Below are 25,014 nucleotides of genomic sequence, written 5' to 3' on the forward strand. Positions count from 1 at the left end.
CAGGACGGCGGACAGGTGCTCGTGTTCAAGAACCGCCGCGGCTATGCGCCCGTGCTGCTCTGCCACGACCGCGGCTGTCGCGCTGGGCGCGCACACGCCGCAGCGAGAACGCGCGCGCCGCGTACGCCTTCGAGGCGATCAACCGTGCCTTCTCAAACGACGCCGTGCTGCCCGTCCTGCTGCGCGGCCCCCTGCTGGGCCTGGCGGGCCGGCTGCCGCCGCTGCAGCACCTGCTCTGGCGCGAGGCCGCCGGGCTCTGAAACGGCGATGCCCCGCCGGAGCGGGGCATCGGGCTCTTCCGGACGGGCTCAGCGGTTGCCTGCTTCGGTCCAGGCGCTGAATTCCGACGAGCTCAGGCGGCCGTCGCGATTGCGGTCCAGCGTGCGGAAGCTCGCGCGCAGCCCCTGATGCATGCCGGCCTCCTTCGCGCTCAGGGCGCCATCGTCGTCGAGGTCGAGCATGTCGAAGCGGGCGTCGGCACTCAGGCCGGTACCGGACAGCAGGTCACCCAGCGGACGCGCGTTCTTCGCCAGTCCGCCGGCGTTGATCCATGCCCGCAGCTCGTCGCTGGCGAGCCGGCCATCGCTGTTGGTATCGATGCGCGCGAAGTCGGTGCTGAGCGAGATGTTGCCTGCGACTTCCGCCTGCGTCAGCACGCCGTCCTTGTCGGCGTCCAGCACCGTCGTGTCGAGGTGGAAACGGCCGGCGCCCGTCATGTGCCGGTGCGCCGCCATCGCGCCCGGGGCGGAGGTGGCGATGCGCGCGTTGTCGGAAGCGTTCGGCGACGCCGGCACGGCCACGCTGGCGGGCTCGGGCGGCGGAACGGGCGTGGCGGCGTCCTGTGCGACCGCTCCCGCGACAACGGCACGGTCGCGGGCGCGGTCGGCGGCGCGGGCGCCCGCACGGGCTTCCAGCGCAGCCTGCTCGCGCTGCGTGCCACTGATGGCCTGGGAGGATGCGCCGGCGGTCTGCTGCGAGGCGACGACGGCCTCGTTCTTCGCCGCCTCAGCCGTCACCGAGGCATGGTGCGCGGCATGCGCATCGCCGCTCCCGGTCTTCGCCGCCTCACGCGCGGCGCGCTTGGCCTCCGCGCTCGCCTTGCGCGCCTCGCGCGCGGCGGCGTTGGCGGCTTCGGCCGACTTCCGGGCCTCGGCGCCCGCACCGGTCTGGCCGGCGCGCTCCTGCGCGAACAGCGGCATGGACAGTCCCAGCGTAGCGGTCACGGCGAGGGCGAGCGTGCATTGCTTTACGCGTGTCATGGTCGTTCCTTCGTCTGCTTGGGAGACCGGCGAATGCTGGGCAGGCCGCGGTCAAGCGCACGTGGAATACGCCACGCCCGCTTACGGCCGGCTCATCGACGTCATGCGCGCGTGGAATCCAGCATGCGGGCGAAGACCGTGATCTCCTCGCGGTCGTGGTAGAGCTGGCGCGCGCGCCATTCCACCGGCCGCTCCGCCTCCGCCACGAAGGCCGCCAGGCACTGCCGCGTCTCGTCCCAGCGCTTCTTCATCGGCAGCTTGAGGTTGAACACGGTGCGCCGGCACCAGCCCTCGCGAAGCCAGGTGGCCATGCGCGAGGCGACGCGCCGCGGCTGCTCGACCATGTCGCAGACCATCCAGTCCAGCGGGCGCTTCGGGCTCCAGACGAACCCGTCGGCCCGCAGGTGGTCCACCCGGCCGCTCTCGAGCAGGTGTGGCGCCAGCGGGCCGTTGTCGACGCTGGTGACGTGCAGGCCGTTGCGCACGAGCACCCAGCTCCAGCCGCCCGGAGCCGCGCCCAGGTCGGCGGCATGCATGCCGTCGCGCAGCCAGGCCTCGCGCTCGCGCGCGTCGAGCAACGTGAGGAAGGCTTCCTCGAGCTTGAGCGCCGACCGGCTGGGCGCCTGCGGATGCATGCGCAGGCGCGGGATGCCCATGGGCCAGTCCGAACGGTCACCCGGATTCGCGATGCCCAGATGCGCGCGGTCGCCGTCGACCAGCACGACATGCAGCCGTGGCCTCGAGGGGTCGTCGCGCGGCGTCAGGTGTCCCGAAGCGCGCAGCCCGGCGCGCAGCGCATTGCCCAGCGCGCGGGCGAGGCCGGCGAGAGGCTTGGCCGCGTCCGAATCGGGTGTCTCGACGAGCACGTCGCCGAACGCGGCTCCACCCGCCGGCAGCGAACGTTCCAGTGCATCGCGGATCGCGCCGACGCGGTCGGGCTTGTGCGATGCGCGCGCGCCGAGCGTGGCGAGGTCGGCGATGGATACGAGCTTCTGCCGGGCGAAGATCAGCCGGGAAAAGGGCAGGGCCTGCGAGAGCGCCGCCGCGTCATCGCAGGCGTAGTGCACGAACGCGCTGCCGCGCTCGGTGCGGGCGTAGCCGGCAAAGCCCAGCTCGGCCGCGCGTTCGGTCAGCTCGGCCGCGAGTTCCGGCTCGAAGCCGGCGCGACAGTAGCACAGCAGCCCGGAGTCCATCTCAGTAGCGCGCGCCGCCGCGCTGCCCGTAGGCGCGCAATACCTCGCAGGCGTCGTCGCGGCGGATGTCGCGGACGACCTCGATCCCGCGGCGCGCCAGTTCGCCCACCCAGTCGGCCGGCAGCGGGCCTTCGTCGAATTCGGTCAGGGCCTCGACGTCCTCGGCGCGGGCGCCGATCAGCAGGCGGTCGATGCCGGCCCAGACGGTGGCGCCGTAGCACTGGCAGCAGGGCTGCGCGGATGTCGCGAGGGTGTAGGGGCCGACCCGCGCGCCGGCGGCGTCCTCGTTGAGGCGCGCGCGCTGCGTCCGCTGCTGGGCCAGCATGTAGGCCATGGTCTCGGCATGCGCCAGCGAGCAGGCATGCGGCAACACGCGGTTCACGCCGACCGCCACGATGCGATCGTCCGGCCCGAAGACGGCCGCGCCGAAGGGCCCGCCGGAGGCATGCTCGACGTTGAGGCGCGACAGCCCGATCGCCAGCGCGACCTTCTCGCCATCGCCCGCGTAGGCACGCGTGGTGTCGACCGCATCGAAGACCCACGCCGGCAGCGTGAGGTGGATCTGGGCGAGCAGCATCATTCGAAGGCCGCTATCCGGTCGGTGCAGGTCCCGGCGACGCATTCGCAGGATTCCACCGGCTTGAACCCGCAGATGCTCGACATGCCCTTGCGCGCGCACTCGGCCTGCACGGCCGCCGGGTCGGTGCGGGCGTCCTTGTTGACGCAGGCCGGCATCGCGCCGCAGCAGTTGCCGACGTTCTTGACCACGCAGTCGGCGTCGGTCCGGCAGCTGCGGTCGGGGGACAGCGCCGCGGCGGCATCGGGAAGCCGTTCGGGCGGCAACGGATCGCTCATGGGCGGGGCCGGCTCCTCGGAGGGTCCAGCCCTCGATGCCGAGGCCCCGGGCTTGGCACCCTGCGCGGCGGGCTCCGCGGCAGGCTCGCGCGGTGCCGCGGGTGCGGCATCGGCGCGTGCGCGCTCGCCGGCACCGGTTTCCAGGCGCGTGGCATCGTCGGGCGCGCCCGGCATCGTGCAGCCGGCGGCGAGGGTCGAGGCGATCAGCAGGGCGAGGGCGAACGCGCGCATGGCCAGGCTCCGTCGGCGGGGATTCAAGCCTTGCCCGACCAGGTGTCACGCAGCGTGACGCTGCGGTTGAACACCGGGCGGCCGTCGCGGTGGTCGTAACGGTCGGCCACGAAGTAGCCGATGCGCTCGAACTGGAAGCCGGTTTCCGGCGCGGCCTGCGCCGCGGCGGGCTCGACGAAGCCCGTCACCACGCGGCGCGATTCGGGGTTGAGATAGTCGCGGTAGCTCTTGCCGTCCTCGTCCGTGTCGGGGTTCGGCACGGTGAAGAGGCGGTCGTACAGGCGGATCTCCGCCTCGACGGCGTGCGCCGCGCTCACCCAGTGGATGGTGCCCTTGACCTTGCGGTTGGCGCCTTCCATGCCGGGGCGCGATTCGGGATCGAGCGTGCAGCGCACCTCGACCACGCGGCCGGACTCGTCCTTGACCACCTCGTCGCAGCGCACGATGCCGGCACCGCGCAGGCGCACCTCAAAGCCGACGGTCAGGCGCTTGAAGCCCTTGGGCGGCACTTCCTCGAAGTCCTCGCGCTCGATCCACAGCACGTTGGAGAATGGCACCTGGCGCTCGCCCGCCGATTCGTCCTTCGGATGGTTGGCGAAGGTCAGCGACTCCTCGTGTCCGTCCGGCAGGTTGGTGATGACCAGCTTCAGCGGATCGACCACGCCCATGCGGCGCTGCGCGGTGGCATCGAGGTCGTCGCGCAGCGCGCCTTCGAGGATCGAGATGTCGAGAAGCGAGTTCTGCTTGGAGATTCCGACGCGCTCGACCATGAGCTTGAGCGCCCCCGGCGTGTAGCCGCGGCGGCGGATGCCCTGCAGCGTGGGCATGCGCGGGTCGTCCCAGCCGTCCACCAGCCCTTCGGTCACCAGCGTCATGAGCTTGCGCTTGCTCATGACGAGGTAATTGAAGTTCAGGCGGGAGAATTCGATCTGGCGCGGCTTGGCGGCCTCGCGCGGGAAGCCCTTGGCGACGAGCGGCTCGAGCAGTTCCGGATGGTTGACCAGATCGACGCGGTCCACGCACCAGTCGTACAGCGGGCGGTGGTCCTCGAACTCCAGCGTGCACAGCGAGTGCGTGATGCCCTCGATCGCGTCGCTCAGGGAATGCGCGAAGTCGTACATCGGATAGATGCACCAGGCATTGCCGGTGTTCTGGTGCTCGACGTGCTTGATGCGGTAAAGCGCGGGGTCGCGCAGGTTGATGTTGCCGCTGGCCATGTCGATCTTCGCGCGCAGCGTGCGCGCGCCATCACTGAACTCGCCGGCGCGCATGCGGCGGAACAGGTCGAGGTTCTCCTCGACGCTGCGGTCGCGGAAGGGCGAGGGGCGGCCGGGCTCGGTCAGCGTGCCGCGGTAGGCGCGCACTTCGTCCGCGGTGAGGTCGTCCACGTAGGCGTCGCCCTGGCGGATCAGCTTCTCGGCGGCCAGGTAGAACACCTCGAAGTAGTCCGAGGCATGGCGCAGCGAATTCCATTCGAAGCCGAGCCAGCGCACGTCGTCCTGGATGGCGCGCACGTACTCGGGGTCTTCCTTCGCGGGGTTCGTGTCGTCCAGGCGCAGGTTGCAGCTGCCGCCGAACTCGGCGGCGATGCCGAAGTCCAGGCAGATCGCCTTGGCATGGCCGATGTGCAGGTAGCCGTTGGGCTCGGGCGGAAAGCGCGTGCGGATGGCCGCGTGCCGGCCGCTCGCGAGGTCCTCGCGCACGATCTGGCGGATGAAGTCGTTCCTGACGACGGCATCGTGGGCTGCGGTTTCGGGCGATGCGGACATGCGGGCGCTTGCGTTGCGGCGGGGTAGTCGCGCAGTTTAGCGGCTGCAGGCCGCAGGCCCGCGTGTTTTCCGCACCCGGAGCCGACATGAAGCCCGTCTACGACGCCGCCAACCTCATCGATGCTCACCTGGTCCGCCATGCGCTGGAGGACGCGGGCATCCCCGTGTTCATCGCCGGAGAGTCCCTGACCGGCGGCATGGGCGATCTTCCGCTGCATGGCCTGCTGCGCGTGTGCGTGCCCGAAGCGGCCTGGCCGGAAGCCGATGCGATCGTGCAGGCGCTGGGGCTGGGGGACGGGCCGGCGGATCCCGCGGGCGACAGTGCGCCGGATCCTGCCCTGCGGCCGGTCTGAACGCGGCATCGGGCGCGCCGCCCGGGCGGTATCCGGCACATCGACCGCGGGATGCCCGGCGCCAGCGCCCGGGCCCTAGAGGCGCTGCAGGGAGCAGACGTAGACCAGCTCGCAGGCGCCGTCGCCGCTGTCCTCGCGGGTGAGCGAGCTGCGCCAGGTCCAGCCGTCGGGTGCCACCGCCTCCACCAGCCAGCCCTCCACGCGCACATGGTCGCCTTCGCGCACGCGGGCGAGCTCGCGCGCGGCATCGGCGTTGGCCGGGATGAAATGCATGTTCGCGCTGGAACGCACGATCTCCTCCGGCGGGATCGGCGGCGCATCGCTCCAGCGGTAGTGGTACCAGCGGCCGGATTGCGAGATGTCCAGGCCGGCGAGGACGGCGTCCTCCCGCATGCGGCCCCAGCCCAGGGCGAGATCGGTGGGCGAGAGCTCGGCTTCGCGGCCGCTGCGGTAGTCGCGCCGCGAGAGGACACGGGCCTCCACGCGGAAGCCCGCAAGCGGGGTAAGCGTGGCCGCTTCCAGGCGCACGGGGCGCAGGTGCGTCGGCACCTGCGACTGCAGCGGCGCCGCGTGCGCCGCTCCGCCCGGCGGGCGCTGGCAGGTGGCCGCGGCGTCGGGCGATGGCGGCGGGCGGGGCGCGTGGCCACCCGGGCCATGGGGCGATCGCCACCAGCCGGCCAGGCCGAGCACGAGCAGCACGAGGATCCACGCGCGCGCGCCCATCCCGAGACGCCCACCATCAGCCGAGGCTCCGGGTCCTGCCGCGGGTGGCCGGCTTCGACGCCGCCCGCACGTCGAGCAGCCCGGTCGGCAGGCGCCGGAACTGCTCGGCCAGCGCCGAGAAGAACGCGCCCGACGCGGCACTGCGGCGCCAGACCATGGCGATGCGCCGGTGCGGCGGGTCGCCCTCGAACGGGATCAGCGCGATGTCGGGCGACGGCGGCACCGGCGGCTGCACCGCCAGGGCCGGCAGCAGCGTCGCGCCCACGCCGGCAGCGACCATCTGCCGCAGCGTCTCCAGCGACGTGGCGCGAAAACCCGCGCGCTCGCCGGCGCCGGCGACATGGCAGACATCCAGCGCCTGGTCGCGCAGGCAATGGCCTTCCTCCAGCAGCAGGAGATCCAGGCCCTCCAGCTGGTCGGTGCGCAGCGCGCGGCGAGCGGCCAGGGGGTGCGTGCGCGGCACGGCCAGCACGAAGGGCTCGTCGAACAGCGGCTCGGCATGGAGCTGGTCGTCGTGCAGGGGCAGGGCGAGGATGCCGGCGTCGAGCCGCCCGTCGCGCAGGCGCTGCAGCAACTGGTCGGTCTTCTCTTCCACCAGCAGCAGTTCCAGCCGCGGGAAGCGCGTGCGCACGTCGGGCAGCACGTGCGGCAGCAGGTAGGGCGCCAGCGTGGGGAACAGCCCCAGGCGCACGCTGCCGGCCTCCGGATCGCGGCTGCGGCGGGCCAGTTCGGCCATCTGCTCGACCTCGGCGATCACGCGGCGGGCGCGGTCGGCCACTTCGTGCCCGATCGGCGTGAGCATCACGCGCCGCGGCGCGCGCTCCACCAGCGCCACGCCCAGCTCGTCCTCGAGCTTGCGGATCTGCGTGGACAGCGTGGGCTGGCTGACGAAGCTGGCCTCGGCGGCGCGGCCGAAGTGGCGGTGGTCGGCGAGGGCGACGAGGTACTTGAGGTCGCGAAGGTTCATGGCGAGGTCATCGTAGCTGCAAGGCCGGCGCGCGACGGCTAGCGTGGTGCCTCCTGCAGGGCCACGCGGTGCGCCGGGAAAAGCGAAGGGCCCGCACGCGCCACCGCGTGGGGCCCTCCCGGGCGACGACCGCTTCGGCCGGTCGTCGCAGCCACTGGACCGGGCGTGCGCCCGGCGGATCGCGACCCTCAGGCCGCCGCGGCCTGCTGCTCGGCAGGCGCCGAGGTGCGGATCAGGTGGTCGAAGGCCGACAGCGCCGCCGTGGCGCCCGCACCCATCGCGATCACGATCTGCTTGTACGGCACCGTGGTGGCGTCGCCGGCGGCGAACACGCCGGGCAGCGAGGTCGCGCCGCGATCGTCGATGACGATCTCGCCGCGCGGCGTGAGCTCCAGCGTGCCCTTGAGCCACTCGGTATTGGGCAGCAGGCCGATCTGCACGAACACGCCGGCCAGTTCGATGGTGCGCAGCGACCCGGACGCGCGGTCCTTCACCACCAGCCCCGTCACCTTCGCGCCGTCGCCCAGCACCTCGGTGGTCTGGCCGTTCACGATGATCTCCACGTTCGGCAGGCTGCGCAGCTTGCGCTGCAGCACCTCGTCGGCGCGAAGCTTCGTGTCGAACTCGACCAGCGTGACGTGCTCGACGATGCCGGCAAGATCGATCGCCGCCTCCACGCCCGAGTTGCCGCCGCCGATCACCGCCACGCGCTTGCCCTTGAACAGCGGGCCGTCGCAATGCGGGCAATAGGCGACGCCCTTGTTGCGGTACTGTTCCTCGCCCGGCACGTTCATCTGGCGCCAGCGCGCACCGGTGGACAGGATCACGCTCTTGGCGCGCAGCGTCGCGCCGTTCTCCAGCTCGATGCCGACCAGCCCGTCCGCGCCCGCCGGAAGCAGCTTCGCCGCGCGCTGCAGGTTCATGATGTCGACCTCGTAGTCGCGCACGTGCTGCTCCAGCGCGACGGCGAGCTTCGGGCCTTCCGTATAGCTCACGGAAACGAAGTTCTCGATCGCCATGGTGTCGAGCACCTGGCCGCCGAAACGCTCGGCGGCGATGCCCGTGCGGATGCCCTTGCGCGCGGCGTAGATCGCCGCCGCCGCGCCGGCGGGGCCGCCGCCGACCACGAGCACGTCGAACGGCGCCTTGGTCCTGAGCGATTCGGCCGCACGCGCGGCGGCGCCGGTGTCGAGCTTGGCGAGGATCTGCTCGACCGTCATGCGCCCGGCGTCGAACGGCTGGCCATTGAGGAAGATGGTCGGCACCGACATCACCTGCCGCGCCTCGACCTCGGCCTGGAACAGCGCGCCGTCGATGGCCACGTGGCGGATGTTGGGGTTCAGCACGCTCATCAGGTTCAGCGCCTGCACCGTGTCCGGGCAGCTCTGGCAGGAGAGCGACATGTAGGTCTCGAAGACGAACTCGCCCTCGAGGTCGCGCACCTGGTTCTGCACGTCCTCCTCGAGCTTGGGCGGATGGCCGCCGACCCACAGCAGCGCCAGCACCAGCGAGGTGAACTCGTGGCCCATCGGGATGCCGGCGAAGCGCACCTGCACGTTGGTGCCGGCGCGCACGATGGCGAAGGACGGGCGGCGCTGGTCGTCGTCGGCGCGCACGTAATCGACGCGGTCGTTGAGCGCGGCGATGTCGGTCAGCAGGGCCTCCAGCTCGCGGGAGGCGTCGGAGTCGTCGAGCGAGGCGACCAGCTGGATGGGCTGCTGCAGCTTCTCGAGATAGGCCGAGAGCTGCGCCTTGAGGCTGTCGTCGAGCATGGGGAATGCCTCCACGTGGGGTGTGGAACGGGAAACGGGTGGGGTGCTTGCGGGAGACATCGCGCGGCGAGGGCTCGCGCAAGCATCCGCGGGAGGGACCCGGGCGGCCTGCGCCCGGGTCCGGTGCAACGTCAGATCTTGCCGACCAGGTCCAGCGACGGCTTGATCGTCTGCGCGCCCTGCTGCCACTTGGCCGGGCAGACCTCGCCCGGGTGCTCGGCCACGTACTTGGCGGCCTTGAGCTTGCGCAGCGCTTCCTTCATGTCGCGCGCGATGGCGTTGTCGTGGATCTCGTAGGCCTTGACCACGCCGTTGGGGTCGACGATGAACGTGCCGCGCAGCGCCAGGCCCTCCTCGTCGATGTGCACGTCGAAGGCGCGGGTGAGCTGGTGGGTCGGGTCGCCCACGAGCGGGAACTGCGCCTTGCCGACGGCCGGCGAGGTCTCATGCCACACCTTGTGCGAGAAGTGGGTGTCGGTGGTGACGATGTAGACCTCGGCACCGTTGGCCTGGAACTCGGCGTAGTTCTCGGCGGCGTCCTCGACCTCGGTCGGGCAGTTGAAGGTGAAGGCCGCCGGCATGAACACGATGACCGACCACTTGCCCTGCAGGTTCTTCTCGGTGACTTCGACGAACTTGCCGTTGTGGAAGGCCTGCGCCTTGAACGGCTGGACCTGCTTGTTGATCAGCGACATCCGGAACTCCTTGGTGGTGGGGAAAACACAGGCCGCGAGATTAGCGACGGCCGATCAATCCATCAAATTGATTGCACGTATCAGCTTGATTGACGGGATATATGGGGTGCGCCGCACGGCCGCGATGTCCGGCAGGAACTGGGGATCGCCACGGGGGTTCGCAAGCGGCGGCACGGATATTGCAAAGGCCCGGTGAAAGGCGGAGACCCTGCTCATGGAACTTCTGGCGAGCCTCGACACGCCCACGCTGGCCTTCGTCACCGGCCTGGCCGGCTTCGTGCTGGCCGCGGCGATGGCGGGCATCCGACTGGCGGGCATGCGGAATCCGGCGCTGGCCTGCTGGGGGTTCGCCGGCCTGGCCTTCGGCATGGGCCACCAGCTCGGCCACCTGTTCCTGACGCTCGACCTGGGCGTGCCACGTGGGGTCGCGCTGGGCATCGCCAACGGACTGATCGCACTCACCCACGTGCTGCTGCTGGCTGGCGTGCGCGCCTACCTCGGCCGCCCGACCTGGCTGCCCGTGCTGCTCGCGCTGGCGTCGGTGCTGGTGCTGGTGGGCGCGCTGTGGGACGCGATGGATGTGCTGCGCACGCGAGTGCTCGTGCTGTCGGGCTTCTACCTGGCCACGGATCTGTTCTCGGGGGCGCAACTCTGGCGCGCGCGCAGCGACGGGCTCACCCTGTTCCGCCGGTTCGCCGCATCCGTGTTCGTATTCAACGGCGTGTTCCTCGGCGTGCGGTTCGCCTATGCCGCCAGCACGCAGTCGCTGACGAGCTCGTTCGTGCAGGACCCTTTCCAGATCCTGTTCTTCGTGGTGAGTCTCGTCTTCATCTACGTGCTGACGCTGGCCCTGTCGTTGCTGATGTTCCGCGGCGCCGAGGTCGAGCTGCAGCGGCTCGTGCATCGCGACCCCATGACCGGGCTGTTCAATCGCCGGTCGCTGTTCGAGCACGCCAGCCGCGAACAGGCGCGCTGCGAGCGCCACGGCACGCCGCTGTCGCTGGTGATGCTCGACATCGACCGCTTCAAGTCGGTCAACGATGGCCACGGGCATGCCGCAGGCGACGAGGTCATCTGCCAGGCGGCCGGGCGCATCGCCGGCGAGCTTCGCGATACCGACTCCGCCTTCCGCCTCGGGGGCGAGGAATTCCTCGTACTGCTGCCGGCCACCGGCCTGGACGCCGCGGTGGCTGTCGCCGAGCGCCTGCGCGGCGCGATCTCCGGCGCTGCAATGCACTCGACCGGCGCACGCGTCACCGCCAGCCTCGGCGTCACCGAACTCGTGCGCGGCGCGGAGGACTGGGAGGCCGCGCTGCGCCGCGCCGATGCCGCGCTGTACCGGGCCAAGCGCGAGGGCCGCGACCGGGTGGTTGCGCTCGCGGGGGCGGACACCGCCGAGCCGGCCGCGGTCGAGGCCCTGCCCGCCCTACCATAGCCGCCCGTTTCTCCGGCCAGTCCCCGATGCCCCGAGTCGACGACCTGCTGCGCCGCGGCCGCGGCTGCCTGCCCGCCGGCGAGGCCGAGCTGCTGCTCGGCCACCTGCTGGCCCGGGGCCCGGCGTGGCTGTTCGCCCATGGCGACGCGGCCGTGGATGCGGAAACCGCTGCGCGATTCGCCGCACTCGTCGAGCGCCGCGCGCGCGGCGAGCCCGTGGCCTATCTCACGGGGCGCAGGGGCTTCTGGACGCTCGACCTGCAGGTCACGCCGGCCACGCTGATCCCGCGCGCGGAGACCGAGCGCCTGGTCGAGCTCGCGCTGCAGTGCCTGCCGGCGGGGCACTGCACGGTGGCCGACCTCGGCACCGGCAGCGGCGCCATCGCCCTGGCCATCGCCAGCGAGCGGCCCGATGCGCGCGTCGTGGCCACCGATGCCAGTGCCGCCGCGCTCGAGGTCGCGCGCGCCAACGCCGCCGCGCACGGCCTGGCGAACGTGGAGTTCCGCCTCGGCGACTGGCTGGCACCGCTGCAGGGCCAGCGGTTCGACCTGGTCGCCAGCAATCCGCCCTACATCGCCGAGGGCGATGCGCACCTTGCGCGGGGCGACCTGTGCCACGAGCCGCCGGCCGCGCTCGCATCCGGCGCCGACGGGCTGGATGCGATCCGCAGCATCGTGGCTGATGCCCCCGCGCACCTGCTGCCCGGCGGCTGGCTGCTGCTCGAGCACGGCTACGACCAGGGCGGCGCCGTGCGCGCACTGCTCGATGCAGCCGGCTTCGTCGACGTGCGCACCGAACGCGACCTGGAGCAGCGCGACCGCGTGAGCCTGGGTCGACGCGCGGCGTAGACTGGCGCCCGACCGACACGGGCCCCCGACCATGCGCACGCTCTATCCCGAGATCGAACCCTTCGACACCGGCACGCTGCAGGTGGACGAACGCCACCGCCTCCACTACGAGCAGTGCGGCAATCCGCAGGGCAAGCCCGTGGTGCTGCTGCACGGCGGCCCCGGCGCCGGCTGCAGCCCGCGCATGCGCCAGTTCCACGACCCGGCCAGGTACCGGATCATCTTGTTCGACCAGCGCGGCTCGGGGCGCTCCACGCCGCATGCCGATCTCGTCGACAACACGACCTGGCACCTCGTGGCCGACATCGAAACCCTGCGCGAGCACCTGGGCATCGAGCGCTGGCAGGTCTTCGGCGGTTCCTGGGGCTCCACGCTCGCGCTGGCCTATGCGCAGACGCATCCGCACCGCGTCACCGAACTGGTGCTGCGCGGCATCTTCATGCTGCGCCGCTGGGAGCTCGAATGGTTCTACCAGGAAGGCGCCTCGCGCCTGTTCCCGGAGGCCTGGCAGCAGTACCTCGCGGCGATTCCGCCGGTGGAGCGGCACGACCTCATCAGCGCCTTCCATCGCCGCCTCACCAGCGACGACGAGGCCACCCGCCTGGCCGCCGCGCGGGCCTGGAGCGTCTGGGAAGGCGCGACCAGCTTCCTGCACTACGACCCCGCCTTCACCGCCGCGCATGACGAGCCCGAGTTCGCCCTGGCCTTCGCGCGCATCGAGAACCACTACTTCGTGCACAGCGGCTTCTTCGAAGTCGACGACCAGCTGCTGCGCGACGCCCACCGCATCGCCCACATCCCCACCTTCATCGTGCATGGCCGCTACGACGTGGTCTGCCCGGTGCAGAACGCCTGGGACCTGAAGCAGGCACTGCCGCAGGCCGAGCTCGTCATCACGCCGGCATCGGGGCATTCGGCCTTCGAGGCGGAGAACGTGGATGCGCTGGTGGGGGCGACGGATCGGTTCGCGCAGCAGGGCGGTTGATCGGTGACGTTGCGTACGTCCGTGCCTGGCTGACGGTCGTCCTCGCGAAGGCGGGGACCCAGCGGCTTTCCTTCGGCGCCCGGGGGCTTGTCATGCCCCGGTTCTTTACGCCGTCAGCCCCGCGCACGCGGGGATCCATGGACGTTGCTCAACAGCAACAGCGTTTCGTGCGCTGCCGCGCCCGAGGTACTTTTCTTTGCTGGCCCAAAGAAAAGTACCCAAAAGAAAGGGCCTTCCCCGACACGTCTACAGCCCGCGACCGGACACGACGCCGGGATCGGCACACTCGGCATCCTGCCTCGGGTGCCGACGGCGCGCATCCTGCGCGCCGCCCTCCGGGTCTTCCGGTCGGCACTGGCTGCCGGAGCACATGGAAAGAAGTCGTCGCGACCATGCCCACCATCACCGCGACGGCAGCTGCAACTACAACCGCAACTGCAACTGCAACTGCAACTGCAACTGCAACCGCGTCCGTCACCCATATCGCGATCGCGTGCCGCTACCTGCGCCGTGATGCGCGGTCGCTCAGAAGGCCGGCGCCCGGTGCCAGGCCCATGCGGTCTCGATGATCGGCTCGATGCGGTCGTACTTCGGCGTCCAGCCCAGCTTCTCGCGTGCAAGTGCGCTCGATGCCACCAGCACGGGCGGGTCACCGGCGCGGCGGGGGGCGATCTCGTAGGGAATGTCGTGCCCGGTCACGCGGCGGGCGGCCTCGATCACTTCCAGCACTGAAAAACCGTTGCCGTTGCCCAGGTTGAAGCGGTGCGCGCCGGGCTCGCGGTCCATCCAGTCCAGCGCGCGCAGGTGCGCGTCGGCCAGGTCGAGCACGTGCACGTAGTCGCGCACGCAGGTGCCGTCGCGGGTCGGGTAGTCGTTGCCGAAGACCTTCAGGCCCGCGCCGGCGCCGGCCGCCGCCTTGAGGGCGTTGGGGATGAGGTGCGTCTCGGGTTCGTGCGATTCGCCGATACCCTCGTCCGCGGCCGCGCCAGCCGCATTGAAGTAGCGCAGCGCGACCGAGCGCAGGCCGTAGGCGGCCGCGGCGTCGGCGAGGATGCGCTCCACCATCAGCTTGGACGCGCCGTAGGGGTTGATCGGGTCCTTGGGATGTTCCTCGTCGATCACGTCCGAGACCGGATTGCCGAACACCGCGGCGGTCGAGGAGAACACGAGCCGGTCCACGCCGTGCCGGCGCATGGTCTCGAGCAGGTTGAGCGTGCCGGCGACGTTGTTCTGGTAGTAGGCCACCGGATCGGTCACCGATTCGCCCACCAGCGAGCGGGCGCAGAAGTGCATCACCGCGTCGACCCTGCGTGCGAAGCCCGCGTCGAGCGTCTCGGGTCGCAGGATGTCGGCTTCGACCAGCGGGCCCCAGCGCACCGCCTCGCGATGGCCGGCGAACAGGTTGTCGAGCACGGTGACTTCGTGGCCGGCGCGGGCGAGCGCGAGGCAGGCGTGCGAGCCGACATAGCCCGCGCCTCCGCAGACGAGGACGTGCATGGAGCGCTTCCGTTCGAAGGACGCGCGATTCTAGTCGGGGTTGCCGTCAGGGGCGCGAGAACGGCGGGCCCGGGGAGTCAGCGCGACAGCGGCCTGCCATCGGGCTCGCGCTCGAGCATCCACAGGCCGCCCCAGAGCTTGAGGTCGACTTCGTAACCGTCCGCATGCTTGCGCATCAGCCAGGCCGGTGCCTCGCTGCGCGGCACGCGGTGCACGATGATCTGCTCGTCGTCCACGCCGCCGCCTTCGCCCACCTTCGTCAGCCCCGTGGCGCGCACGAAGGCGATGCGCTCGCTGCTCATGCCCGACGACGTGGGGCCCACCAGCAGCACGTCCACGTTCGATGCCGCCCAGCCGGTTTCCTCCACCAGCTCGCGGCGCGCGGCCTCGATCAGCGTGTCGTCGTCGCGTTCGTCGCCGACCAGCCCCGCCGGCATCTCGATGGTGGGCTTGCCCAGCGGGATGCGGTACTGCTCGACGAACAGCACCTCGTCCTCGGGCGTGCAGGCGATGATGATCACGGCCATGCCGCCGCCATGGACGCGCTCGGCGTACTCCCAGCGGCCACGCTGGACCAGCCGCAGCCAGCGGCCTTCGAAAAGCACTTCGCGGGGAGCGTCGGCGTCGGGATGTCTCATGGGCGGATCGTCGGGGGCCTGCCCGCGATCCTAGACGGCTTCGGTGGCCCGCGGCATGAAGTCGACGCCGCAGGCCGCGTGCAGGCGACGGCGCGTGAGCGGGCCGAAGCGCAGCCGGTCGGCGACGTCGCGCAGCGCATGCGGGCAGGCGTTGCCGCGGCGGAAGGGCGCCACCGCGGGCTCGCAGGGCGCGTGCAGCGCGATGGTGGCCAGCTCGCGGCAGAGCCGTGCCTGCTCGCGATGGGTACGCAGCTGCTGCGCGCAACGCGCGGCGCCGCGGATGGAGGAGAGGTAGGGCACTTCGTCGATGCGCGCGAGCAGGGCGTCGAGCGAGCCGAAGTGCGCGAGCAGGGCGGCGGCGGTCTTGGCACCGATGCCGGGCACGCCGGGGATGTTGTCGATGGCATCGCCGGTGAGTGCGAGGTAGTCGGCGATCTGGTCGGCGCGCACGCCGTGACGCGCGGGTACGCCGGCCGCGGACCAGCGCTGGCCGCGGGCGAAATCCCACTGTTCGTCGTGCTCGCCCAGCAGCTGCGAGAGGTCCTTGTCGGCGGAGACGATCACCCCGCGGAAGCCGTGCGCGCGGGCCATGTGCAGCGCGCTGCCGATGAGGTCGTCGGCCTCGAAGTCGGTATGCGCCAGCGTCGTCAGGCCCATGGCCTCGCAGAGCGCGCGGCAGTGCGCGAACTGGCGCTTGAGTTCCTCGGGCGCGGGCTCGCGGTTGGCCTTGTAGGCCGGGTAGAGGCGGTTGCGGAAGCAGGTGTCGAGCGCCTCGTCGAAGGCCACCACCACGTGGTCCGGCCGCGTGCGCTCGAGCAGCTCCAGCAGGAAGCGCGCGAAGCCGTGCACGGCATTGGTGGGCCAGCCGTCGGCATCGACGAACTCGTTGGGCATCGAATGCCAGGCGCGGAACACGTAGACGCTCGCATCGACCAGATGCAGCGTGGGCGCGGCGCCGGTGGCGGGAGAAGTCGCCGCGGCCGGCGTCGCCTCGAAGGTCATTGCGGGGTCCAGTCGGTCAGCAGGTCGGCCGGATCGGGGCGGTCGCGCTCGGGGGCGTTCTGCCGGATCGTGCCGATGTGGATGAAGCCGGCGACGGCCTCGTCGTCGGCGATGCCCAGCACGCGGCGGATCTCGGGGTCGTAGGCGGCCCAGCCGGTGAGCCAGCAGGCGCCGAACCCGAAGGCCTGCGCGGCCTGGAGGAGGGCGAAGCATACGCAGCCCGCGCTGAGCAGCCGCTCACTGGCCGGGATCTTGGAATCCGGCCCTTGCCTTGCGATCACGCCGACGATCACCGGGGCATGCGAAAACCGCTGGCGTTCCTTGTCCACGGCAGCCTCGCTGGCCTCGGGATTGCGCTCGCGGCTGCGGCGGGCCAGGTGCTCGCCCAGCGCCGCGCGCGCCTCCCCCTGGATGCGCAGGAAGCGCCAGGGCATGCGCTTGCCGTGGTCGGGCACGCGCACGGCCGAGCGGAGCATGCGAAGGAGTTGTGGCGTATCGGGACCGGGCTCACACAACTGCATGGCGGGCACCGAACGGCGCGCGTCCAGCATGTGGAGGATGGTCTCGTCACCGCCGGTCGGCATCGGAACGGTCGCTTGCGACATGGCTCACAGATCGATGAATCGGGTCATGAAGTGACGCGGATTGCCACTATTCTGCACTCGAGGTCGGCCCGATACGCATCGGGCAACACTGCCACCGGAGTACGACCGTGAACCCGCGAGCGTTGGACCCGCAGAACCCTCGACTCGATCCGGCCCGCGTGCTGGAGGAGGTCAAGCGCCTGTCCGTGGAGCAGCTCGGCGCGTTTCCCACCGCACTCTACGCGCCGATCGAGCACGACCTGCGTGAAGCCGGTCCGGAGGTGTATCCCGAGCAGGCCGGCCTGGCCGTGCTGCGCACGCGTGCGGCCAGCGACACCATGCGCTTCCGTGCGCAGATCGCGCAGGGCTTCGAGGAATTCCGCAACCCGCATGCGCGTGCGGGCGTTCCGCTGGGCCTGATCGACGAGGACCTGATCGACCTGCACCTCGCGGCGCAGCGCCTCACCGAGATCCTCGAGCAGCGCTACGAGACCCAGCTCGCCGCGCTGCGCAGCCAGTTCGAGGCCATGGCCACCGCGCTGCGCATCGCGCCGGGCGCCAACCCGCTATTCCCCGCGCGGCTGTGTACCGTCTTCATCGAGACGCTGGCCAACGCCGGCCTTTCGCCCACGCTCGGCATGCTGCTGTTCCGGCACTACCAGCAGCAACTGGTGCGCGTGCTCGACGAGCTCTACCCGCGGCTGGTGTCGCTGCTCGCCTCGGCCGGCTACGTACCGGGCGGGGACGTGCCGCTTGCGCAGCAGGCGCTTCTGGGCGAGCAGGTCGAGCACCGCGCGGTCCCGTTCGATACGGTCGAGCCGCTGGAGCCGGCGGCTGCGCAGCCCGAAGCGGCGCCGTGGACGCCGGCCGGGCTTTCTGCCGGGCTCGCGCCGCTGGCGCCTGCCGGTCGTCGGGTGGAACGCTTCTCCGAGGAACTCGCACCGCTTCGCCAGCAGCTGCATGCCTGGCGCCAGGAGGCGCGCGCCTCGCGGCAGGCACGCGCCGGCATGCCGCGCGCACCGGGGCTGCCGGGTATGCCCGGCGCCCCCGTGTCCGGCTGGACCGGGGCCATGGCGCCCGCCGGCTACGGCGGCGCGGTGGGCGCCGGTGCCATGGGCGCGGGCATGGCGGGCGGCTACGCGGGGTTCGCCAGCGCGATGGGTGGCGCGCCCATGCGCCAGTTCCATTCGCGCGAGCTCGTGGGCATCGCCTCGATGCTGCAGGCCGAGCCACCCGATCATTTCGCACGTGCGCTGGCGTCCACGGGCCGCCTCGGCGACGCCATCCGCGACTACCTCGCCGAAGGCGCGCGCCGCATGGGCCTGCACCCGGAGCTCACCGGGCTGTCGGAGGAGGACGAGGACGCGATCGACATGGTCGCGCTGCTGTTCGAATCGCTCTTCCGCACGCATGCCCTGGCCGAGCGCGCGCGCCGCGTGTACGCGCGCCTGGTGCTGCCCTACGTCAAGGTGGCGCTCAACGACGACTCCATGTTCGTCGAGCGCATGCACCCCGCGCGCCGCCTGCTCGACGCCATGACCGAGGCCTGCGAGGACAACACCGGCTCCACCCCGCAGGACCGCGAGCTGCTCGAGCGCGCCGCCGCCGTCTCGCAGCGCATCGTCGCCGAGTTCAACGAGGACCTGGCGGTATTCGAGACGGCGCATGCCGAGCTCGAGGAACTGCTCGCGCAGCAGCGTCGCCGCGTCGAGCTGCAGGAGCAGCGCGCCGCCAAGGCCAGCTTCGGCCGCGAGCGGCTCGCGCAGGCCCGCGCCGCCGCGGACGTGGTGCTGCAGCGCCGGCTCACCGCCGCGCCGCTGACGCAGGCCATCGGCGACTTCCTGGCGACCCCGTGGCGCCACCATCTCGTGCAGACCCTGCTGCGCGAGGGCGAGGAGAGCCCGCGCTACCGCGAGGCGGTCGCCATGGGCGACGCGCTCGCACATGCCGATGCGTTGGCGGCGCGCGGCGAGGGTGATGCGCTGGTACGCCAGCTGCTCGCGCTCGAGGCGCCGCTCACCGAATGCCTGGCCTCGTCGGGCCTCGATGCCACCGCCGCCGGGCATGGCTTGGCGGGCATCGTGCGCGGCCTGGCCGACCCCGACGCGCCGCGTCGCATCCGGCCGATGCCGCCGGCCGTGCGCGACGAGCCCGAGCAGGAAACCCGCCTGTGGCTGGCCGGCGGCACCGACACGCTGCGCCACGACCCGCAGGTGGCCGCCACCATCCGTCAGCTGGACGTGGGCGCATGGCTGCGCCTGACCGATGCGCAGGGCGAGACGGTGTCGGTGAAGCTGGCCTGGGTCAGCCCGCTGACCTCGCGCCGGCTGCTCGTGAACCGGCGCGGCATGCGCGTGCTGGTGGCGAGCGTGGAGGAACTGGCGGTGCTGGCGGCCGACGGGCGCCTGGTGATCGACACCGGACGCTCGCCCTTCGACGCCGCCATGCGCCAGCTGCAGGACCAGCTGGAGCTGGCCGTCGGCCACGGTTGAGGGACTGCAGCGCGACGCACGGGGCGGCTTCGGCCGCCCCTTCTGCATGCGGCCTTTGACATCGCTTTGCCGCGTGCCGCCGCGGCCGCTTAGGATGCGGCGAACCTTTCGGCGGAGCACGACGCATGACGGCAGCGACGGTCGGCATCCTGCGCGAGAGCGCGCCCGGCGAGCGGCGCGTGGCCGCCACGGCCGAAACGGTGCGCAAGCTCGTGGCCCGCGGTGCGCGGGTGCTGGTCGAGTCCGGCGCCGGCCTGCACGCCGGCCAGACCGACGCGGCTTATGCCCAGGCGGGGGCGGAAATCACCGACGCCGCGCGCATCGCGGCGGAGGCCGGCGTCCTGCTCTGTGTGCAGGCCCCGCCGGCGGCGGTGATCGCGAGCCTCCAGCCCGGCGCCACGCTCGTCGGCCTGCTCGCGCCGCAGGCGGATGCCACGCGCGCCGAGACGATCCAGCGGCGTGGCCTGGTCGCCTTCCCGCTCGAACGCCTGCCGCGCACGACGCGCGCACAGGCCATGGACGTGCTGAGCTCGCAGGCCGGCATGGCCGGCTACAAGGCGGTGCTGATCGCCGCCACGCTGGCGCCGCGCTTTTTTCCCATGCTCACCACGGCGGCCGGCACCATCCGCCCGGCCAGGGTGCTGGTGATCGGCGCCGGCGTCGCCGGGCTGCAGGCCATCGCCACCGCGAGGCGGCTGGGCGCGCAGGTGGAAGGCTTCGACGTGCGCCCCGAGACGCGCGAGCAGATCGAATCGCTGGGCGGGAAATTCCTCGACCTCGGGGTCAGCGCCGCGGGCGAGGGCGGCTATGCGCGCGCACTGACCGACGAGGAGCGCGCCGAACAGCACAAGCGCCTGGGCGCGCACCTGGGGCAGGTGGACGTGGTCGTTTGCACGGCCGCGGTGCCCGGACGGCCCGCGCCGCGCATCGTCACGCGTCCGATGGTCGAGGGCATGCGCCCGGGCAGCGTGATCGTCGACCTCGCCGCCGAGAGCGGCGGCAACTGCGAGGCCACGGTGCCCGGTGAAACGCTGGACGTCGGCGGCGTCACCGTGGCCGGGCCGCTGGCGCTGGCGAGCCTGGGCGCGATCCACGCCAGCGAGATGTACGCGCGCAACCTGCTGAACTTCGTCAGCCTGTTCCTGCACGAGGGACGCGTGGCTTTCGACTGGAGCGACGAGCTGCTGGCGCGCACCGTGTGGCCGGAGCGCGCGGCGGACGGAGCGACGGCGGGAGCCTGAGTCCCGGGCCGCCGGCGCGGAGCCGCGAGGTGATGCATTGGCCGCCGTCAGCCCTCGGCGGGGCATGAGGACGACGTTTCGCGTCGTGTGAAACGACGACATGGCGTCCGTCGCGAACGCGAAAGCGGATCGACGACGTCCAGGGAGGCCCGCTATCGCGCGCATGTCCGCATCAGGGGAGAAAGTCACCGGGTTCGTGCGTTCGCGGGAACGTCGGAGCACGCAGTTGCGGCCTCGCTTCGGCAGCTCGCGTAAGTCGTAGGACCCCGAAGGGCCGCGGCTGGCGATAGCCGGCGTATCCGTGGATACCCGCTTTCGCGGGCATGACGGCAGCCGGTTCCCGCCTTCGCGGCAACGACGGCGGGTCAGGCCATGTCGCGCCAGCCCGCCCTCGCGGCATGAGGTGGAGAAGGTGAAAGCGGATCTGGCCCCGTTCCCGTCGGTCCGATGCAGCGAATGCCGCCCGGATGGCTGCCTCAGTTCGCCGGCCGGGCCTGCGCCTTCAGCCACGCCTGGCGTTCCTCCGGCGTCATGCGCCGCAGGCGCTCCTTCAGCTCCCGGCGCTGCTCCGGGCTCAGGCTGCGCATGCGCTCGAACATCTGCCGGGCCTCCGCACGCTGCTCGGGCGTCATTCCCTGGAAGCGGTCCACGCCGCGGCGGGCGCGGTTGCGCTGCTCGGGCGTCATCGAGCGCCAGCGCTCGGCATGGTGGAGCAGGCGGGCCCGTTCGCCCGGGTGGGCGTTCCAGCGTTCGCGCAGGGGCGCGATCAACAGCTCGCGCTGCGCGGGCGTGAGGCGCTCCCATTCGGGAAGCGGCGCGGGCTTGGGCGGATCGGCGGCCACGGCAGGCAGCGCGGCCAGCGCGAGCAGGAGGGCGGCGGCGAGGGTCGGGATGCGGTTCATGGCTCACTCCACGGCATAGGCCTGGGCATCACCGGAGGCGAGCCACAGGTAGAAATCGGGGTCCTCGGCGAGCAGGCCGCCGGGGTCGGACGGCGCCTGCTGCACCACGGCCACCGCCTGCGGCGCCGTCGCAGGCGCCTCCACCGGCGGGCGCAGCTGCAGGGCCACCACCAGCACGCCGGCGGTGGCCATCGCGCCGCCCAGCCAGCCCCAGCGCGCACGCGCGGCAGGCGCGCGCGGTTCGCCGCCCAACGCCGCGCGGCGGCGTTGCGCCAGCTGGGCCTGCACGCGCGGCGACAGGGCCTGCAGGGAAGCCGCATGCAGCTGCCGGGCGCGGCGATCGAACGCATCGTCGTGGTGATTCATCGGAAATCCTCCAGCTGTTTCTGCAGGGCCTCGCGCGCGCGGGAGAGGTGCGTCTTCACCGATCCCTCGCTGCAGCCCATGACCCGGGCGGTGGTCTCCACGTCGAGTTCCTCCAGCACCCGCAGGCTGAAGGCCTCGCGCTGGCGCGCGGGCAGCCCCTGCAGGGCGGACGCGAGGCGCGCGTACGCCTCGCGGCCGTCGTTGCGCCGCGACGGATCCGGGCCGGGGTCGGCCCAGTCCGGCGGCAGGTCGTCGGCATCCGCCTGCGCGGGCAGCATCCACTTCAGGCGGAAGCTGCGGCGGCGCTGCAGGTCGACGATTCGGCTCCGCAGCACGCTCCAGAACAGCGGCGTCCATTCCGACGCCGGGCGCTCGCGGTAGGCCAGCATCCTCATCATCGCGTCCTGCACGGCGTCCAGCGCGTCCTCGCGATGGCGCAGCCCGAGTTCGGCGAAGCGGAACGCACGCGCCGAGACGTCGGCCAGGAACGCGTCCAGCGTACGGGGCGGGTCGGGCTCGTGCATCGCCTCCGCGGGCTGCGCCATCGACGGGGTCACCGGTCAGTGCCGGCGATCCCAGCGGCGGTCGAAGCGCTCGCCCTGGCGATCGAGGCGGGCGTCGATGCGGTCGCCACGGCGGTCGTAGCGCGCCAGCGCCCGGTCGCCCCGGCGGTCGAGCTTCGCGGCCCGGTGCGGATGGCCGCGGTCCTCGGCGCGCTCGGCGAGGCGGTCGAAGCGCCGCTCGATGCGCTCGCCGCGGCGGTCGAGGCGGGCGTCGATGCGGTCGCCGCGCAGGTCGAGGCGGTGTTCGACCCGGTCGCCGCGGTCGGCCGCGGTGGCGGGCAGGGCGGCCAGGCCGAGCGGGAGGGCGAGCAGGACGGTCAGCACGGACGTCTTCATGGGATACCTCGCGAAAAGGGAAGGGTGCTGCGCAGCACTCCTTCCAACGCCCCGGCCCGCCGGGGGTTGACCGGCGCCCGGTCGCATTAAGGCGTCGTTATGATGCGGCGAACGGGGCAAGGGAGGTCGCCAGGGTGGACGGGCTCGACGCGCTGTACATCTTCATGCTCGCGGCCATCGCGGGCCACGTGATCATCTCGCGGGTGCCGGTGATCCTGCACACGCCGCTGATGTCGGGCAGCAACTTCATCCACGGCATCGTGCTGATCGGCGCGATCGTGGTGCTGGGCCACGCCGACACGACGCTGGAGAAGGCGATCGGCTTCGTCGCGGTGCTGCTGGGCGCGGGCAACGCGGCCGGCGGCTACGTGGTCACCGAGCGCATGCTCGAGATGTTCCGGGCCTCGAAGAAGCCGGGGGGCGGCGCATGAACCCGCTCGACGGGCCGGAGCAGCTGCGCACGCTGCTGGCCGCCATCGCGTACTTCGTCGCCGCCACGCTGTTCCTGCTGGGACTGTCGCGCATGGCCTCGCCGGTGACCGCGCGCAGCGGCATCCGCTGGGCCGGCGCGGGCATGGTGATCGCCACCGCCGCCACCTTCCTGCTGCCGGGGCTGCACAACCTCGGGCTGATCCTCGTCGCGCTCGTCCTGGGCACGGCGCTGGCGTGGGCGTCGGGCCGGCGCGTGGCGATCACCGACATGCCGCAGATGGTCGCGCTGTACAACGGCATGGGCGGCGGCTCGGCGGCGGCGATCGGCGCGGTGGAGCTGCTGCGCTGGTCGTCGGTGCGGCGCGCGGCCGAGCTCGCGGCCCCGGCGGGCGCCGTCGAGCCGGCGCAGCCCGCGATGCTGGCGATGGTGCTCGCCGTCGTCGGCGCGCTGATCGGCGCGGTCTCGCTCTCGGGCTCGATCATCGCCTGGGCCAAGCTCGACGGCCGCATGGACCGGCGCTACGTATTCCCCGGCCAGCAGCTGTTCAACGGCCTCGTGTTCCTCGCCACGCTCGCGCTCGCCGCGGTGGTCGTCGCCCAGCTGCGCGTGGATGCCATCGTGGCCTTCTTCGTGCTCGCGCTGGCGCTGGGTGTTCTGATGACGCTGCCCATCGGCGGCGCCGACATGCCCGTGGTCATCTCGCTCTACAACGCGTTCACCGGCCTGGCGGTGGCCTTCGAAGGCTACGTGCTGGGCAACGACGCGCTGATCATCGCCGGCACCATGGTCGGCGCGGCGGGCCTGCTGCTCACGCGGCTGATGGCGAAGGCGATGAACCGGCCGATCCGCGGCGTGCTGTTCGGCAGCTTCGGCGCGGGCGGCGGCGAGGCGCAGGCCATCACCGGCAGCCAGAAGCCCATCGAGGCCGGCGACGTCGCCGCCCTGATGGCCTATGCCGAGCGCGTGGTGATCGTGCCGGGTTACGGCATGGCGGTAGCGCAGGCGCAGCACAAGATCTGGGAGCTGGCGCAGAAGCTGATGGAGCGCGGGGTCAAGGTGAAGTTCGCCATCCACCCGGTCGCCGGGCGCATGCCCGGCCACATGAACGTGCTGCTGGCCGAGGCCGGCGTGCCCTACGACCTCATCGCCGACATGGACGACGTCAACCCGGAATTCCGCAACACCGACGTGGCGCTGGTGATCGGCGCCAACGACGTGGTGAACCCGGTGGCCAGGACCGACCCCGCCAGCCCGATCTACGGCATGCCCATCCTCGACGTGGTGGACGCCAGGAACGTGGTGGTGATCAAGCGCGGCCGCGGCACGGGCTTTGCCGGCATCGAGAACGCGCTCTTCTACGCCGACAACGCGCGGATGCTGTTCGGCGACGGCGCGGAGATGGCGGCGGCGCTGGTCAGCGAGCTGAAGCAGCTCGAAGGCGGGCACTGAGGAAGGGGCCGCCGGCGGCGACCGCGAGCGCGAGCAGCAGCCAGACCGCGTCGCGCCAGTCGTTGGCCAGCGCCGCGAGCGTCAGCGCGTGCTCGAGCCCCAGGCGCAGCGAGGCGTCCCAGGGCGAGAGGCCCACCTGCGTGCCCGAGTAGGTGGCTGCCAGGATCCAGTGGGTCGCCAGGATCATCAGGAGCGTCGCGGTCGTGGCGGCCACCGCCCGGCGCGCGGGCGGCGCGGGGCGGGCCATGCCCATCACCCAGAGGATGTCGACCGCGCCCACGACCGCCATCCAGCTGCACTGCCGACCACTGTAGAAGGCCGCCAGCAGCCACAGCGCCGTGAAACCGGCGACCGCGAGCGGCACGAGCATCCAGGGCAGCCAGGCGGCGCGGGGGCGGGGGTCGGGCATCGGTGGCGGAACGGTGC

The 25,014-nt window shown here is 71.9% G+C and carries 26 protein-coding genes and 1 pseudogene; 9 read left to right on the top strand and 18 right to left on the bottom strand.

Annotation, left to right across the window (positions count from 1 at the left end; all coding sequences use genetic code 11):
• A pseudogene (locus EYQ95_RS21470) lies at positions 1-260 on the top strand (UbiH/UbiF family hydroxylase); the annotation flags it as partial.
• A 48-nt stretch (positions 261-308) separates the two neighbouring features.
• Here EYQ95_RS21470 and EYQ95_RS21475 read toward each other — a convergent pair.
• From EYQ95_RS21475 to EYQ95_RS21495, 5 genes are all read right to left on the bottom strand, one after another.
• On the bottom strand, positions 309-1,259 hold the full coding sequence (locus tag EYQ95_RS21475) for an EF-hand domain-containing protein (RefSeq protein WP_132330374.1): 951 nt from the start codon (positions 1,257-1,259) through the stop codon (positions 309-311).
• Positions 1,260-1,360: 101 nt separating this feature from the next.
• Positions 1,361-2,452, bottom strand: a complete 1,092-nt coding sequence (gene rlmM / locus EYQ95_RS21480) for a 23S rRNA (cytidine(2498)-2'-O)-methyltransferase RlmM (protein WP_132330376.1) — start codon at positions 2,450-2,452, stop codon at positions 1,361-1,363.
• A gap of 1 nt (position 2,453) precedes the next feature.
• Entirely contained in the window at positions 2,454-3,029 is a 576-nt protein-coding gene (locus EYQ95_RS21485; RefSeq protein ID WP_132330449.1) for a nucleoside deaminase, read from the bottom strand.
• Entirely contained in the window at positions 3,029-3,307 is a 279-nt protein-coding gene (locus tag EYQ95_RS26895; RefSeq protein WP_370451311.1) for a hypothetical protein, read from the bottom strand. Before EYQ95_RS26895 ends, EYQ95_RS21485 begins: the two co-directional genes overlap by 1 nt.
• Positions 3,308-3,561: 254 nt before the next feature.
• Entirely contained in the window at positions 3,562-5,307 is a 1,746-nt protein-coding gene (locus EYQ95_RS21495; RefSeq protein WP_132330380.1) for a glutamine--tRNA ligase/YqeY domain fusion protein, read from the bottom strand.
• Between the two features lie 86 nt (positions 5,308-5,393).
• Between EYQ95_RS21495 and EYQ95_RS21500 the strand changes: the two genes are divergently transcribed.
• On the top strand, positions 5,394-5,660 hold the full coding sequence (locus tag EYQ95_RS21500) for a DUF2007 domain-containing protein (RefSeq protein ID WP_132330382.1): 267 nt from the start codon (positions 5,394-5,396) through the stop codon (positions 5,658-5,660).
• 75 nt (positions 5,661-5,735) lie between these two features.
• Here EYQ95_RS21500 and EYQ95_RS21505 read toward each other — a convergent pair whose 3' ends face one another.
• The 4 genes from EYQ95_RS21505 to ahpC all read right to left on the bottom strand — a co-directional run bounded on the left by EYQ95_RS21505 (position 5,736) and on the right by ahpC (position 9,817).
• Positions 5,736-6,383 (bottom strand): hypothetical protein, encoded by a 648-nt coding sequence (locus tag EYQ95_RS21505; RefSeq protein WP_132330385.1) that lies wholly within the window; start codon positions 6,381-6,383, stop codon positions 5,736-5,738.
• 16 nt (positions 6,384-6,399) lie between these two features.
• Positions 6,400-7,350 carry a LysR substrate-binding domain-containing protein gene (locus tag EYQ95_RS21510; RefSeq protein WP_132330387.1) on the bottom strand — a complete coding sequence of 317 codons (951 nt, stop codon included), beginning with the start codon at positions 7,348-7,350 and terminating at the stop codon, positions 6,400-6,402.
• Positions 7,351-7,538: 188 nt separating this feature from the next.
• Complete coding sequence (ahpF, locus tag EYQ95_RS21515) at positions 7,539-9,122, bottom strand: alkyl hydroperoxide reductase subunit F (RefSeq protein WP_132330389.1); 1,584 nt, start codon at positions 9,120-9,122, stop codon at positions 7,539-7,541.
• Between the two features lie 131 nt (positions 9,123-9,253).
• Positions 9,254-9,817 carry an alkyl hydroperoxide reductase subunit C gene (ahpC, locus tag EYQ95_RS21520; RefSeq protein ID WP_132330391.1) on the bottom strand — a complete coding sequence of 188 codons (564 nt, stop codon included), beginning with the start codon at positions 9,815-9,817 and terminating at the stop codon, positions 9,254-9,256.
• A 214-nt stretch (positions 9,818-10,031) separates the two neighbouring features.
• Here ahpC and EYQ95_RS21525 point away from each other — a divergent pair, with 214 nt between their 5' ends.
• From EYQ95_RS21525 to pip, 3 genes are read left to right on the top strand one after another with little or no spacing between them, the layout of a single operon-like run.
• Positions 10,032-11,252 carry a diguanylate cyclase gene (locus tag EYQ95_RS21525; RefSeq protein WP_132330393.1) on the top strand — a complete coding sequence of 407 codons (1,221 nt, stop codon included), beginning with the start codon at positions 10,032-10,034 and terminating at the stop codon, positions 11,250-11,252.
• A 26-nt stretch (positions 11,253-11,278) separates the two neighbouring features.
• Complete coding sequence (gene prmC, locus EYQ95_RS21530; RefSeq protein WP_132330395.1) at positions 11,279-12,100, top strand: peptide chain release factor N(5)-glutamine methyltransferase; 822 nt, start codon at positions 11,279-11,281, stop codon at positions 12,098-12,100.
• A 31-nt stretch (positions 12,101-12,131) separates the two neighbouring features.
• Positions 12,132-13,085, top strand: coding sequence for a prolyl aminopeptidase (gene pip / locus EYQ95_RS21535; protein WP_132330397.1), 954 nt, complete (start codon positions 12,132-12,134; stop codon positions 13,083-13,085).
• Between the two features lie 525 nt (positions 13,086-13,610).
• Here the strand turns inward: pip and galE are convergent.
• The 4 genes from galE to EYQ95_RS21560 form a co-directional block, all read right to left on the bottom strand.
• Complete coding sequence (galE, locus tag EYQ95_RS21545) at positions 13,611-14,582, bottom strand: UDP-glucose 4-epimerase GalE (protein ID WP_132330399.1); 972 nt, start codon at positions 14,580-14,582, stop codon at positions 13,611-13,613.
• Positions 14,583-14,659: 77 nt separating this feature from the next.
• Complete coding sequence (locus EYQ95_RS21550) at positions 14,660-15,220, bottom strand: NUDIX hydrolase (RefSeq protein WP_132330401.1); 561 nt, start codon at positions 15,218-15,220, stop codon at positions 14,660-14,662.
• 30 nt (positions 15,221-15,250) lie between these two features.
• A complete protein-coding gene (locus EYQ95_RS21555; RefSeq protein ID WP_132330403.1) occupies positions 15,251-16,222 on the bottom strand; it encodes a 5'-3' exonuclease H3TH domain-containing protein in 972 nt (323 codons plus the stop codon).
• Positions 16,219-16,806 carry a nitroreductase gene (locus tag EYQ95_RS21560; RefSeq protein WP_132330452.1) on the bottom strand — a complete coding sequence of 196 codons (588 nt, stop codon included), beginning with the start codon at positions 16,804-16,806 and terminating at the stop codon, positions 16,219-16,221. The genes EYQ95_RS21555 and EYQ95_RS21560 overlap by 4 nt, the downstream gene beginning before the upstream one ends.
• Positions 16,807-16,934: 128 nt before the next feature.
• Between EYQ95_RS21560 and EYQ95_RS21565 the strand changes: the two genes are divergently transcribed.
• A complete protein-coding gene (locus tag EYQ95_RS21565) occupies positions 16,935-19,298 on the top strand; it encodes a DUF1631 family protein (protein WP_132330405.1) in 2,364 nt (787 codons plus the stop codon).
• Between the two features lie 125 nt (positions 19,299-19,423).
• Positions 19,424-20,539, top strand: coding sequence for an NAD(P) transhydrogenase subunit alpha (locus EYQ95_RS21570; RefSeq protein ID WP_132330407.1), 1,116 nt, complete (start codon positions 19,424-19,426; stop codon positions 20,537-20,539).
• Positions 20,540-21,015: 476 nt separating this feature from the next.
• Here EYQ95_RS21570 and EYQ95_RS21575 read toward each other — a convergent pair whose 3' ends face one another.
• From EYQ95_RS21575 to EYQ95_RS21590, 4 genes are read right to left on the bottom strand one after another with little or no spacing between them, the layout of a single operon-like run.
• Positions 21,016-21,441 carry a DUF3106 domain-containing protein gene (locus tag EYQ95_RS21575; protein WP_132330409.1) on the bottom strand — a complete coding sequence of 142 codons (426 nt, stop codon included), beginning with the start codon at positions 21,439-21,441 and terminating at the stop codon, positions 21,016-21,018.
• Positions 21,442-21,444: 3 nt separating this feature from the next.
• Positions 21,445-21,807, bottom strand: coding sequence for a hypothetical protein (locus EYQ95_RS21580; protein WP_132330411.1), 363 nt, complete (start codon positions 21,805-21,807; stop codon positions 21,445-21,447).
• Positions 21,804-22,352, bottom strand: a complete 549-nt coding sequence (locus tag EYQ95_RS21585; RefSeq protein WP_132330413.1) for an RNA polymerase sigma factor — start codon at positions 22,350-22,352, stop codon at positions 21,804-21,806. The genes EYQ95_RS21580 and EYQ95_RS21585 overlap by 4 nt, the downstream gene beginning before the upstream one ends.
• 15 nt (positions 22,353-22,367) lie before the next feature.
• The gene (locus tag EYQ95_RS21590; RefSeq protein ID WP_132330415.1) at positions 22,368-22,706 is read right to left on the bottom strand and encodes a hypothetical protein; all 339 of its coding nucleotides are present in this window, start codon (positions 22,704-22,706) and stop codon (positions 22,368-22,370) included.
• Between the two features lie 164 nt (positions 22,707-22,870).
• On the opposite strand from EYQ95_RS21590, the gene EYQ95_RS21595 reads away from it, so the two are divergent.
• Both EYQ95_RS21595 and EYQ95_RS21600 read left to right on the top strand, forming a co-directional pair.
• Positions 22,871-23,137, top strand: a complete 267-nt coding sequence (locus tag EYQ95_RS21595) for an NAD(P) transhydrogenase subunit alpha (RefSeq protein WP_132330454.1) — start codon at positions 22,871-22,873, stop codon at positions 23,135-23,137.
• Positions 23,134-24,588 (top strand): NAD(P)(+) transhydrogenase (Re/Si-specific) subunit beta, encoded by a 1,455-nt coding sequence (locus EYQ95_RS21600; protein WP_132330417.1) that lies wholly within the window; start codon positions 23,134-23,136, stop codon positions 24,586-24,588. Before EYQ95_RS21595 ends, EYQ95_RS21600 begins: the two co-directional genes overlap by 4 nt.
• Here the strand turns inward: EYQ95_RS21600 and EYQ95_RS21605 are convergent.
• On the bottom strand, positions 24,554-24,958 hold the full coding sequence (locus tag EYQ95_RS21605; protein WP_165924817.1) for a hypothetical protein: 405 nt from the start codon (positions 24,956-24,958) through the stop codon (positions 24,554-24,556). The two genes, EYQ95_RS21600 and EYQ95_RS21605, sit on opposite strands and share 35 nt — an antisense overlap.
• Positions 24,959-25,014 lie beyond the last annotated feature (56 nt).

Source organism: Lysobacter sp. N42 (genome assembly GCF_004344885.1).